This window comes from Psychrobacter sp. ANT_H3, from assembly GCF_027919975.1.
Taxonomy (GTDB): Bacteria; Pseudomonadota; Gammaproteobacteria; order Pseudomonadales; family Moraxellaceae; genus Psychrobacter; species Psychrobacter maritimus.
In genome coordinates this window covers 392445-405077 of sequence record NZ_JAQISM010000001.1, presented here as the reverse complement: position 1 = coordinate 405077, position 12633 = coordinate 392445, and the positions used below count along the sequence as shown (strand labels likewise).

At 45.3% G+C, this 12633-nt stretch carries 10 protein-coding genes; 9 read left to right on the top strand and 1 reads right to left on the bottom strand.

The features are described from left to right. The first annotated feature begins 323 nt into the window (after positions 1-323). The 5 genes from PG901_RS01605 to PG901_RS01585 all read left to right on the top strand — a co-directional run bounded on the left by PG901_RS01605 (position 324) and on the right by PG901_RS01585 (position 5645). Complete coding sequence (locus PG901_RS01605; RefSeq protein ID WP_271133239.1) at positions 324-938, top strand: YceI family protein; 615 nt, start codon at positions 324-326, stop codon at positions 936-938. An 84-nt stretch (positions 939-1022) separates the two neighbouring features. Further along, positions 1023-2423, top strand: a complete 1401-nt coding sequence (locus PG901_RS01600; RefSeq protein WP_271133238.1) for a cytochrome c — start codon at positions 1023-1025, stop codon at positions 2421-2423. A 73-nt stretch (positions 2424-2496) separates the two neighbouring features. Continuing rightward, positions 2497-4143: a flavin monoamine oxidase family protein gene (locus PG901_RS01595; RefSeq protein ID WP_271133237.1), complete on the top strand. Its 1647-nt coding sequence runs from the start codon at positions 2497-2499 to the stop codon at positions 4141-4143. Positions 4144-4215: 72 nt separating this feature from the next. Further along, a complete protein-coding gene (locus PG901_RS01590) occupies positions 4216-4887 on the top strand; it encodes a c-type cytochrome (RefSeq protein ID WP_271133236.1) in 672 nt (223 codons plus the stop codon). A gap of 56 nt (positions 4888-4943) precedes the next feature. After that, positions 4944-5645 carry a DUF1003 domain-containing protein gene (locus PG901_RS01585; protein WP_271133379.1) on the top strand — a complete coding sequence of 234 codons (702 nt, stop codon included), beginning with the start codon at positions 4944-4946 and terminating at the stop codon, positions 5643-5645. A gap of 17 nt (positions 5646-5662) precedes the next feature. On the opposite strand, the gene PG901_RS01580 is transcribed toward PG901_RS01585, so the two are convergent. Next, complete coding sequence (locus PG901_RS01580) at positions 5663-6442, bottom strand: UTRA domain-containing protein (protein WP_271133235.1); 780 nt, start codon at positions 6440-6442, stop codon at positions 5663-5665. Positions 6443-6710: 268 nt separating this feature from the next. Here PG901_RS01580 and hutU point away from each other — a divergent pair, with 268 nt between their 5' ends. From hutU to hutI, 4 genes are read left to right on the top strand one after another with little or no spacing between them, the layout of a single operon-like run. Further along, positions 6711-8444, top strand: coding sequence for a urocanate hydratase (gene hutU / locus PG901_RS01575; RefSeq protein ID WP_271133234.1), 1734 nt, complete (start codon positions 6711-6713; stop codon positions 8442-8444). A 55-nt stretch (positions 8445-8499) separates the two neighbouring features. Next, the gene (hutH, locus tag PG901_RS01570; protein WP_271133233.1) at positions 8500-10062 is read left to right on the top strand and encodes a histidine ammonia-lyase; all 1563 of its coding nucleotides are present in this window, start codon (positions 8500-8502) and stop codon (positions 10060-10062) included. A 48-nt stretch (positions 10063-10110) separates the two neighbouring features. Then, positions 10111-11244, top strand: a complete 1134-nt coding sequence (locus tag PG901_RS01565; protein WP_442966835.1) for a formimidoylglutamase — start codon at positions 10111-10113, stop codon at positions 11242-11244. Positions 11245-11268: 24 nt separating this feature from the next. Beyond that, positions 11269-12579, top strand: coding sequence for an imidazolonepropionase (hutI, locus tag PG901_RS01560; RefSeq protein ID WP_271133232.1), 1311 nt, complete (start codon positions 11269-11271; stop codon positions 12577-12579). Positions 12580-12633 lie beyond the last annotated feature (54 nt).

The following is a 12633-nucleotide window of genomic DNA, read 5'->3' as shown; positions in this document are numbered from 1 at the left end:
TTAACAATTCGCCTTTCATAATTTCTCTTTCGTAGTTGCTCTTTCGTATCTAGAGCCAAGGCTAACGACTTGCGGAAATTTAGAGTTTTTTACGGTATTCTCAGTGAAGACATGTCTATCGAAAATGGCGTCTTTAACGCTTTCTTATATTTTTACAGCATTCTCATTAAACTATCTTAACGCTTTCTTAATAACATCAAGCCTATACTCTTATTTAAGTGCCAACTCCTAACCATCTCCTAGACTAGACTGGCTAAAAGCATCGATTACGCTCGTCATTTATGGATGAATACTTACGGCTAAATACTAAAAGGAAGCTGGCGATGAGCACTATATTAAGGAATAAAAAATTAGAGATTAAAAAAAGCCGCTACTTACCGATGTTCTTAATATTATTAATTATGGTGAACACCATAGGCGGTAGTTATGCGGCCAGTTATATCATTAATCCGAATAACACAAAGGTAAGCTTTGCCATTAAACGTTTTAAAAGTCCTGCTATGACCGGCGGCTTCTATCAGGTCAAAGGACAATTGCAATACGATGCAATTTTAAAAGCAGGTGATATCTCATTAATTATACCTATTAACTCTTTGGATACGGGCAGTAAGATTTTTAGCAAAAGTTTAAAAGGGGTCGATTTTTTCGATATAGAGCGCTTTCCCTCTGCTCACTTTCAATCCACCAGCTGGCACTTTAATAAAAGTAAGGTGACGCGTGTAGATGGCAATTTAACCTTACATGGTGTGACCCATCCTATCAGTCTTACCGCCAATGCATTCGACTGTTATCTAAGCGCTACTGCCAAAAATGAGGTTTGTACTGGGGCGTTTTCCACCACGATAGACCGAACCAAGTGGAATATAAATAAATATTCATGGTTTGGTCTCAGCAAAAATCTTGATTTAGACGTTGAGGTTGAAGCGATGAAACAGTAGCTATTACGGGCAAATAGTTTTATTTTAGTAAGAGCAATCAAGGATGATTGACAGGCATTATTTGCTTAGGGTTATAAGGATATTATGAAGCCACTTTCTATCACGATGTCAGCATTGGCATTCAGCTTGATTCTTAGCGCGACCTACAGCCCTGATTCGAGCGCTGCTATGGCTAAAGATATCGACCCTTCTATAACTGACTTGCCTGCTAGAATTAGCTTGCCTAATGTCAGCCCTAGTAACAGCGATTTAGCCAATCGCGGCGCTTATGTGGCGCGAACTGCCGACTGTATGGCTTGCCACCGCGAGGATTACAGCGGCGGCGTGGCCATCGAGACGCCTATCGGCAATATTTATTCGACCAATATCACGCCGTCCAAGCGCTATGGCATTGGCAACTATACCGAAGCTGACCTTAAGAAAGCACTACGCAAAGGTCGCTCTCCTAACCATCATCTGTATCCCGCTATGCCCTATCCGTCTTATCACGGTATGAGCGATGCTGATATCAGTGCCTTATTTGCTTATTTTCAGACTGTTCCTATCGTCGACAAACCGCCTGAAAAAACAACTCATCTACCTTTCCCTTTAAACATTCGCAGCTTAATGCTGGCTTGGAATCTTATCAATGTGCCCGCTACCGAGAATCGTGATGATCTGACGCCAATTCAGCAGCGCGGCGAGTATCTGGTTAATAACCTAGAGCACTGCGGTACTTGCCATACGCCGCGCAATCTCACTCAAGGTCTTGATAACGCTCGCTATCTCTCTGGTGCGCCACTCGGTAAATGGTTCGCGCCTAACATCACCCCTGATAATGAGACTGGTATTGGGCGTTGGAGTGAGCGCGACATCGTCATCTATTTGCGTACTGGCAAGCTTGATAAACGTGCTTATGCAGGTGGTCCTATGGCGGAAGCGGTTGCTCATAGTACGCGTTATCTTACAGATACAGATTTGAGCGCAATGGCCAATTATCTAAAAGTCGTACCCGCCATTAAGACGGATGATTATTTGATACCCGTCAACGTTGCAAAGCTGCCAAATCCTATCAGCCCTTCTATTACTTATAACTTACTTGAGCAAAAAGACTATCTGGCCGAGGCAAAAGCTAATGCGACCCTTGCTACTAGTAGCGTAAGCAACAGCTCTATTAATAGTAGCGATTCGCCAAAATCTTTATATCTCACTCACTGCGCTAGTTGTCATGGCGTTGACGGTTATGCGCAGCCTGATGCCCGTTATGCATCCATCGTTGGCTTAAGTAGCATTCGCCGTGCTAAGCCTGACGCGCTTATTGGCGTGATTGCTTTTGGCGCAAAAGGTGCCTTTAATACGGCGCCCAAAATGCCCGGTTTTAAGAAAGACTTAAGCCATGCACAGATAGCCAGTATTGCCAATTACGTACGCGTCAATTTCGGCGGTTTGCCTAGTAGCGAAGTCACTGCTGCAGAGGTTAAACGCATAATCAAAGAGAAAAGCTAAACCTATAGAGACCCAAACCTCCCGACTTTCTCATTGCGTTACTACTTATGATAAGCCCGATAAGGATGATTAAATGAAAGACTTGCTGTCCTCCCCGACACGGCGACAACTGCTCGCCATGATAGGTAAAACCGCTGGCGCAACCGCTATGTATCAAGCGATGACTGCATTAGGTTTCGCCTCCGAGTCGAGTTTTAAACAAGAGATAGAGCTGAAAGGCGCACCTGCTGGCGCTAGCATCGTTATCCTTGGTGCAGGATTGGGCGGGCTTACAGCAGCTTACGAGTTACGTAAAGCAGGTTATAAAGTGACGGTACTTGAATACCAAAATCGTGGTGGCGGACGCAGCTGGACGCTAAATAGCGGCGATAAATATACCGAGCTTGGCGGTGAGGAAGTCACTTGCGACTTTAAAAAAGGCAATTACTTCAACGGTGGACCTTGGCGATTACCGGTGCATCACTACGCGGTGTTTCATTATTGCAAAAAGTTTAATGTCGCCCTGCAACCATTTATCCAAACCAATGACCGCGCTTATTTGCACCGTACCAATCATTTTAATGGTGCGCCGCAGCGCTTGGGTGAAGTGCAAAGCGATATTCGCGGCTATGTGTCTGAGTTATTATCCAAAGCCGTCAATAAAGGCCGCTTAGATGATACCGTTACTCAAGAGGATAAAGAAAAACTATTAGAAGGTCTTAAAGGTTGGGGTGTGCTGGATAATAATTATCGTTATGTCAAAAGCGCCGAGACCAGTAAACATCGCGGCTATAGCGTTTATCCCGGTGGCGGGCTCATGCCTGCTGCCAAGCCTTCAACACCGATACCGATGCATAAACTATTAGATTCAGGCATGTGGGCGGATCTCTACACCAATTATACCGTTTACGTGCATCAACCCGCGATGTTCCAGCCTGTTGGCGGTATGGGGAAAATTGGCGATGCTTTCACCCGCGAATGCCGAGATATGATTACGTTTAATGCCAAAGTCACTAAGATCCATCAAGATGAAAGCGGCGTTACCGTTGATTATGTCGATACAGCTAATGCTAAAAGCAGTAATTCTAATAGCAGTAATTCTAATAGCAGTAATTCTGAAGGTAGCACTAAAAGCATTCGCGCTGATTGGTGCATTTGCAATATTCCACTGTCGGTATTGACGCAAATTGATATCAATGTCTCAGAGCCGATGAAGCAAGCGATGGCGGCTGTCCCTTACGATAGCTCCTTTAAAGTCGGGCTTGAGTTTAAACGGCGCTTTTGGGAGGAGGACGAATGGATTTATGGCGGCATCACTTATACTGATCTGCCGATTACCCAAATCTCTTATCCTTCCCAAGATTTATTTACCTCAGGGTCGGGCGTGTTACTTGGCGCTTATGGCTTTGGCGAAGCGTCTTATAAGTTTAACTCCTTAACGCCAAAAGAGCGCATTCATGCCGCGTTAGAGTATGGCAAACGCATTCATCCGCAATATACCAAAGAGTTTCGCTCGGGTACCTCAGTCGCTTGGCATCGTATCCCTTGGTCACTTGGCTGCTATGGGCTTTGGAGTGAGTCAAGCCGCGAGCAATATTACGATACGTTATGTGCCATCGACCACCGAATTGTATTAGCAGGCGAACACTGCTCGCACATTCCTGCTTGGCAAGAAGGCGCCATACTCTCGGGTTTAGATGCCGCCAAACGCTTACATCAAAAAGCCAAAAAACTGGGCTAGTTTAATAAACAACTTTTAAAATCATTGGTTAGCAGACAGTATTTAGTCAGTATAAAATTAAGGTAAGCAGGCATGATAAAAGTAAAATCAAAGCATTTAAACTTATATAAGTCATCTCACTTGCCGGTTATATTAATAATAAGTGGCACGGCTTTTATATCAGGTTGTAGTCAACATACTAAAACCAACGCTCCTACCATTGCTAGCCTGCAAGCAACGGCGATGGTCTTGGATGACAGTTTTGACAATCAGGCCAGCCGTAATAATGGCGCTTGGGGCGCGGTTTATATGCCCAAAGAAGAACTTACTCGCCCGCCCATGAATATCGTTGATGTCAGCTCGATAGCAAAGATGAGTGATGATACAAATTTGCAAAAGTGGCTAACCAAATTTGAAGGCAGCGCACAAGGTAAAACGGGGTTTTTTAGTAATGATGGCAAAAAACTTTACGACGACTCTTGCGCAGGCTGTCATATGTCTAAAGGCGAAGGCGCACAAGGAGCGGGTTACTATCCGCCACTCGCGAACAACAGCAAGATGCAGTCTAAATACTACATTATTAGCGTCGTCATCAATGGCTTGCGCGGTATGCCCGCCTTTCATAGCATGATGAATGATGAGCAAATTGCAGCGGTCACTCAATATGTACACAGTGATTTAAATGGTTTTACAGATAAAGTGACTGCTGCCAATGTCGCGCAGCTGCGTCATGACTTCCCGCCGGGTGCAGACCCTAGTGAATAGTTTTATTATAAAAACAGCTTCATTAAAGGAATATAGCGATGAAAGGGAATATGGCGATGAATAAAAAAAGTGGCGTTTATCACTGTATTGTCTGTGGGCAAAATTATCCTATAAAAGCCCTTACCCCTATAGGCACCATACGACAGGCAATTACAGAAGACATTTTACATGATTTCCCTGAATGCTTACCTACAGATTATATTTGCCAAAATGATTTAAGTAAGTATCGAATGCAGTATGTGCACTCATCGCTAACGTCTGAAAAAGGTGAGGTGACCGTTCTTGAATCTGAATTGATTAAAAGCATGCAACAGCATGAACTCATCACCAAAAATATTGATAAGACTCTAGAGCAAAAATGGACTTTCGGTGAACGATTGGCAGATAAAATTGCAACCTTTGGTGGTAGTTGGTCATTTCTCATCTGTTTTGCTATTTTTCTAGCCATTTGGATCATCGTCAATACTGTGGTGATGGTCGCCCGTCCTGCTGACCCCTACCCGTTTATTCTATTGAATTTAATATTATCCTGTATCGCTGCCATTCAAGCACCTGTCATTATGATGAGCCAAAACAGGCAAGAAACCAAAGACAGATTGCGCTCGGAAAATGACTATCAAATTAACTTAAAAGCTGAGCTTGAAATCCAACACTTGCATGAAAAATTGGATCATCTTTTAATGCATCAATGGGATAGGCTCGCTGAGATACAAGAAATACAACTCGACTTATTATCTGAAATGAGCAAAAAGCAATAGGACAACCTCAATAAAAGCTATAACTCACCAGAAAACTGATAACGATCGCCTGCATGCCACATCTTCACAAAGGTCAATACTTGACCAGCCGAATAAGTCTGACGACACAATACTAACGTCGGTGACTGCGGGGCAATCTGTAGTGCATCAGCAATCTCATCAGGCGCTGCTAAAGCTCGGATAGTATAGCTACCACGCTCAAGCGGACTTTTAGCAATCAGATAATCGCTGGTATTTACCACACTAAAATCTTGCTCAATAAATTCTGGTACTTTTGTCGCATCGACCCAGCGCTCTTCAAACTGTATCGGCTGGCCATCCGCAAAGTGGATGATTTTTACTTCATATAAAATCGCTGCTTCAGCGCTATTAGTATTGTTATCAGTGTCCTTTGAATCATCACCCTTAGAATTAGAAGAAAAGGCTGCTTCATCAATATCAAACTTACCACGCATCTCATCGTCTAACATGCTCGCGGTAATAGCGCGTTTGCTCAACACTTGTGCCTGATAATCGCGATTGGCCGACTTTAAATCTTGAGCAATATTGCGCACTTCTACAAAGGTATGATTAAACTGCTGCTGTGCGACAAATGTCCCCGACCCTTGCCGACGCTCTAATACTCGCTCCTCGCTTAGTTCTTTTAGGGCGCGGTTTACTGTCATTCGCGATACCCCAAACTCTTCTGCCAGCGCCATTTCGGTGGAGATAGCTGCGCCCGCCTGCCATTTTCCAGAATGAATATTATCTAAGATTGCGTTTTTAATCCGCTGATAGGCTGGAACTTTTTTTGTCATATCACGCTTCACCTTTGTCATGCTTATCTTTAACCACCGACTGCAACTATGCAAGTGCTGACATAATATCATGACAATAATCATAATCACCATGAGAGCAGCCAATCGAATAAAGCAGTGTTATAAATAATTTAGCTACTGATAAAAAAACGCTTGCATGAAAAAATTATCTTTGATAATTTGTATATACAAATTAATAATACCACCAAATAATGCTGCCAACAAACGGCAACTAGCAAACTGTATAAACAATCACAAGGATTTGAGCATGACTACCGATAATGGATTGAGCAGAAACGCCACCAGCAACAATAATAAATTCACCCGCCGTGACGAGAGTCGCAATATCGCTGCGCCCACTGGTAGCACATTAAACTGCAAAAGCTGGCTGACCGAAGCCCCTTATCGCATGCTGCAAAATAACCTACACCCTGATGTGGCTGAAAACCCAAAAAGCTTGGTCGTGTATGGCGGTATCGGACGCGCAGCCCGTAACTGGGAAAGCTATGATCAAATCCTCGCGTCACTCAAAGAATTAGAAGACGATGAGACACTATTAGTGCAATCTGGTAAGCCTGTTGGCGTCTTTCAAACTCATGAAAATGCGCCGCGCGTATTGATTGCCAACTCCAACCTTGTCCCGCGCTGGGCAACGTGGGAGCACTTCAATGAGCTCGATCGTAAAGACTTATTTATGTACGGTCAGATGACTGCCGGAAGCTGGATTTATATCGGCACTCAAGGCATCGTCCAAGGCACTTATGAGACCTTTGTTGAAGCAGGTCGCCAACATTATGACGGTAGCTGGGCAGGACGTTGGATTTTGACCGCAGGTCTTGGCGGTATGGGCGGCGCGCAGCCACTAGCCGCGACCTTTGCTGGGGCGACTTCTCTAAACATCGAGTGTCAGCAGTCTAGTATTGATTTCCGTTTGCGTACTGGTTACGTCGATAAGCAAGCCGACAATCTTGACCATGCTTATGAGCTTATTAAACAACATACGGACGCGGGTGAAGCCGTCTCAATCGCGCTACTTGGTAATGCGGCAGACATCTTGCCTGAGATGGTCAAGCGCGCTAACGCAGGCGAGATAAAACCTGACTTAGTCACTGACCAAACCTCCGCTCATGACTTAATCAATGGCTATCTACCAAGTGGCTGGACAGTTGAAGAATGGAAAGCGGCACAAGAAAATCCAGACCAACATGCCGCATTAACCAAAGCTGCCGCCGCGTCTTGTGCCGTACACGTGCAAGCTATGCTAGATCTACAAGAAATGGGGATTCCAACGACTGATTATGGCAATAACATCCGTCAGGTGGCATTTGATGAAGGCATAAAAAATGCCTTCAACTTCCCAGGTTTTGTCCCTGCCTATATTCGTCCGCTGTTTTGCCAAGGTAAAGGGCCATTCCGCTGGGTCGCATTATCAGGCGATCCAGAAGATATCTACAAAACCGATCAAAAAATCAAAGAGTTGTTCCCTGAAAATCAGCATATTCATCGCTGGTTAGACATGGCGAGAGAACGCATTCAGTTTCAAGGTCTGCCAGCGCGTATCTGCTGGTTAGGTCTTGGTGAACGTGATAAAGCAGGCTTAGCCTTTAACGAGATGGTCAAAAGCGGTGAATTAAAAGGTCCTATCGTTATCGGTCGTGACCATTTGGATACTGGCTCTGTTGCCAGCCCGAACCGCGAAACAGAAAGTATGAAAGATGGCTCAGATGCGGTATCTGACTGGGCACTATTAAATGGCATGCTCAATGTCGCAGGCGGCGCCACTTGGGTGTCATTGCATCATGGCGGCGGCGTTGGTATGGGTTATTCGCAGCACTCTGGCATGGTCATCGTCGCAGATGGTACCGATGCCGCTGCTAAGCGCTTGGCGCGAGTACTGGTCAATGATTGCGGCTCAGGAGTGATGCGTCATGCGGATGCAGGTTATGAGCTGGCCATCAAAACAGCAAAAGAATATGGCTTAAATCTACCGATGATTAAATAGAACAAACCACTTTTACACTATAAAAATAAATAATTATATAACTAGGATAACTCGTATGACCACTATCAAAAAACTAACCCTATACCCACGCCAATTAAGCTTTGAGATGTTGCGCGATATTTATGAGCGACCTGTCATATTGACACTACCTGAAAGCGCTTATGAAGCGATAAATGCCTCACATGAAGATGTACAAACGATTATCCGCCGTAATAAGAGCGCTTATGGCATCAATACCGGTTTTGGTCTGTTGGCAAAAACCCGTATCAGTGATGATCAGCTTGAGCTACTCCAGCGTAACCTTATCGTTTCTCACTCGGTGGGTACGGGCGAAGCGCTGCCAGACAATGTAGTTCGGCTAATTATGGTGATGAAAGTTGCCAGTTTAGCGCAAGGCGTTTCTGGCGTTCGCCGCGTCGTGGTCGATAGCCTACTCGGTTTGATTAACAATCAAATTACGCCAAATATTCCGGCTAAAGGCTCAGTTGGTGCCTCTGGTGACTTAGCACCTTTATCGCATATGACGCTGGCCATGATGGGGGAAGGCGATGTCTATGTTGGCGGCAAAAAAGTACCCGCTGCTGATGCGTTAGCGCAGCATGGTCTTGAGCCCATTACCCTAGCGGCCAAAGAAGGGTTGGCATTAATTAACGGTACGCAAGTCTCAACGGCACTGGCATTGCGTGGTTATTTCTTAGCACGAGATTTACTTGAGACAGCCACCATCGTCGGCTCCATGTCTATTGATGCAGCCAAAGGCTCGGATGCCCCATTTGATGCGCGTATTCATGAAGTGCGTGGTCATCATGGTCAAATTGAAATTGCCAAAGCGCATCGTCAGCTGATTAAAGGCAGTGCAATCCGCGCCTCCCATAATGGCGAGCAAGACGATAGAGTACAAGACCCTTATTGCTTGCGTTGCCAGCCACAAGTCATGGGCGCTTGCCTTGATATCATCAATCAAGCAGGCAAGACTTTATTAATTGAATCTAATGCGGTAACCGATAACCCACTTATTTTTAACAACGATGATGGCCCTGTTGCTATCTCAGGTGGTAACTTCCATGCTGAGCCAGTTGCCTTTGCTGCAGACATTTTAGCCTTAGCGATTGCTGAGATTGGCTCTATGTCTGAGCGACGCGTGGCTTTATTGATTGATGCAACCTTGTCAGGCGGCTTACCGCCATTCTTAGTTGACAATGCTGGGGTGAACTCAGGCTTTATGATTGCTCATGTGACGGCAGCGGCTCTGGCATCAGAAAATAAGTCTATCGCCCATCCAGGCAGTGTCGATAGTATTCCAACCTCTGCCAACCAAGAAGACCATGTATCGATGGCAACCTATTGTGCGCGCCGCCTATATGAGATGGCGCAAAATACCGCCACCATTATCGGCATTGAGCTCTTGGCTGCTGGTCAAGGTATCGATTTTCACCGTGGACTAGATACCTCAGAGCCGTTACAGACAGCGCATCAGAAACTACGCGAGCAAGTGACTTTTTATGATAAAGATCGTTACCTAGCCCCTGATATTGAAGCAGCAAAACAACTAGTATTAGATGGCACGCTCACCGAGTATTGGCAGTCACTGCGCAGCGATTGGTATGAATCTAAGTAAAAGGTATCACTCTAAATAAACGCTTTATTGTATTAAAGGAGGTCGGCAATGAGCATGTCAATGACTGGGACTGGCACAACCGTTAGCCACACTGCAGCTGATATGAGTCGGTGGACAGGACGTGCAGAGCCGTTTGAGTCTATGCGCGCCCGCTACTGGTATCAAATAGCACAGCCTTATGCCTTTGATAGCACCAGTCAGCAAAACGGCCAGCGCATTGGGCTGGTCGGTTTCGCTTGTGACCAAGGCGTCAGACGTAATCAAGGACGCGTGGGTGCACGAGCTGCGCCGCCCTTGATTCGTCAGGCATTTGCGGCGCTGCCGGTCATCGCTGAGTTACAACAACGCTTTGATGGTCAATTACCAACCCTGCTGGGTGATGCTGGCGATATCCATTGTCATGATAATGATGATTTTGCCGAGCGTACTCTGGAGCAAGCCCAAGTAAAGTATGCCGAGAAGATAAGTCATATTATTAAGCAAGGCGGACTACCTATTGGTCTTGGTGGTGGTCATGCCATCGCTTACGGCAGCTTTTTAGGATTGTGGCAGGCGCTGTCATCAGAAACCTATAAGTCTACTAATGACGTTAGCAATATCGAAAACCATGTCAAAAGCAATGTTGAAAATGATGCGAGCACAATGCCTACCATCGGGGTGATTAACTTTGATGCGCATCTGGACATTCGTCAATCTGATGTCGCCACGTCTGGTACGCCATTTCGCCAGATTGCCGAGCACCTTGATAAACAGGGTCAGCCATTTCACTATTGCTGTATCGGCGTCAGTCGGTTTTCCAACACTGCCGCGCTCTTCGACCGTGCTGAGCAGTTAGGCGTACACATTATCAGTGACGAAGATTGCACCAATAAAAAATGGAAAAAAATTGATGCTCAAATAGAAAATTTTATTAATGAAGTTGATGTGGTCTATTTAACCATTGATATGGATTGCTTGCCATCGAGCGTCGTTCCTGGTGTCAGTGCGCCAGCGGCCTATGGTATTGAACTCAGCTTCGTTGAGCGCGCGGTCAAACGTATCATGGCATCAGGCAAAGTAAAGATGGCTGATATTGCCGAGATTAACCCAACCTTTGATATTGATGGACGCAGCAGTAAAGTCGCCGCTCGCCTCTTGGCGACTATTATCGAGCAGCATTTACTCATCACAGAAACGCACTAGCTTCAAAATAAGCAGGAGCACATCATGGCTAATACTACAAATCCTACAGACCAAACGCCTATAAACAATTCCACCCTGACATCATTTGACCACATTATTATTAATGCCAATCTCGCCACCTTTTCAGCGCTCTACGGGTTTGATATTTATAGCGACAACCAAGAAAAAACCACCCCTTATGGTCAGTTAGAAAACGCTGCTATCGGTATCAAAGACGGCAAAATTGCATGGGTTGGTACGCATGAGCAAATAAAGCCGCACCTAACCCATTATAAAAGCGATCAAATCAAAGACGTTAATAGCAACTGGGTCACGCCCGGACTCATCGATTGCCATACCCATATCGTTTATGGTGGTAACCGCAGCAACGAGTTCGAAGCGCGATTGCAAGGTGCCAGCTATCAAGATATCGCGGCACAAGGTGGCGGCATTGTCTCAACCGTTAGCGCCACCCGCGCAGCAAATGAGGAAGAATTGTTTGCGCAAAGTGAAAAACGTCTGCTCGCGCTCATTAAAGAAGGCGTAACCAGTATCGAAATCAAATCTGGTTATGGACTGGATTTAGAAACTGAGCGCAAAATGCTAAAAGTCGCCCGCGCTCTCGGTGTTAAACACAACATTCATGTTAGCACCACTTATTTAGCCGCCCATGCGCTACCGCCAGAGTATAAAGACAATGCCGATGACTATATCGAGCAAGTTTGCCAGTGGTTACCAATCTTGCATAGCGAGGGCTTGGTCGATGCGGTCGATGGCTTTTGTGAAAACATCGCTTTTACTGCTGCGCAAATCAAGCGCGTCTTTGAAGTCGCTCGTTCATTAGATTTACCAGTGAAGTTGCATTCTGAGCAGTTATCAAATATAGGCGCCAGTGCTTTGGTAGCAGCATACCAAGGGCTATCAAGCGACCATCTTGAACACTTAGTAGAAGATGATATTAAAAAAATGGCCGCAAGCAACACAGTTGCCGTGCTATTGCCAGGTGCTTTTTATACGCTACGTGATACCAAGTTGCCACCGATTGAAGAATTGCGTAAACACCAAGTTCCGATTGCCGTTTCAACAGATTGCAACCCTGGTACTTCCCCATTAACGTCGCTGTTATTAGCGATGAATATGGGCTGTACCCTATTTTATTTAACCCCTGAAGAAGTATTGGCAGGGACGACCGTTCATGCGGCACAAGCGTTAGGTCTAACCAACAAAGGCAAAATAGAAGTGGGTTACGATGCTGATTTGGCATTATGGGATATCGCGCGCCCTGCTGACCTTGCTTATCAAATGGGGCTAAATCCTATTGCAGGTATTATGGTTCAAGGTCAGTGGCATACCTAAGCAAAGTAATAACTGAACGCATAATATATTCTTAAAACCGTCGTTTAAAAACAC

Excerpts from the sequence above, each read along its gene's own strand:
- hutH (WP_271133233.1), top strand. The coding sequence starts at position 8,500 with ATGACCACTATCAAAAAACTAACCCTATACCCACGCCAATTAAGCTTT.
- PG901_RS01565 (WP_442966835.1), top strand. The coding sequence starts at position 10,111 with ATGAGCATGTCAATGACTGGGACTGGCACAACCGTTAGCCACACTGCA.
- PG901_RS01605 (WP_271133239.1), top strand. The coding sequence starts at position 324 with ATGAGCACTATATTAAGGAATAAAAAATTAGAGATTAAAAAAAGCCGC.
- hutI (WP_271133232.1), top strand. The coding sequence starts at position 11,269 with ATGGCTAATACTACAAATCCTACAGACCAAACGCCTATAAACAATTCC.
- PG901_RS01580 (WP_271133235.1), bottom strand. The coding sequence starts at position 6,442 with ATGACAAAAAAAGTTCCAGCCTATCAGCGGATTAAAAACGCAATCTTA.
- PG901_RS01600 (WP_271133238.1), top strand. The coding sequence starts at position 1,023 with ATGAAGCCACTTTCTATCACGATGTCAGCATTGGCATTCAGCTTGATT.
- PG901_RS01590 (WP_271133236.1), top strand. The coding sequence starts at position 4,216 with ATGATAAAAGTAAAATCAAAGCATTTAAACTTATATAAGTCATCTCAC.
- PG901_RS01595 (WP_271133237.1), top strand. The coding sequence starts at position 2,497 with ATGAAAGACTTGCTGTCCTCCCCGACACGGCGACAACTGCTCGCCATG.
- PG901_RS01585 (WP_271133379.1), top strand. The coding sequence starts at position 4,944 with ATGAATAAAAAAAGTGGCGTTTATCACTGTATTGTCTGTGGGCAAAAT.
- hutU (WP_271133234.1), top strand. The coding sequence starts at position 6,711 with ATGACTACCGATAATGGATTGAGCAGAAACGCCACCAGCAACAATAAT.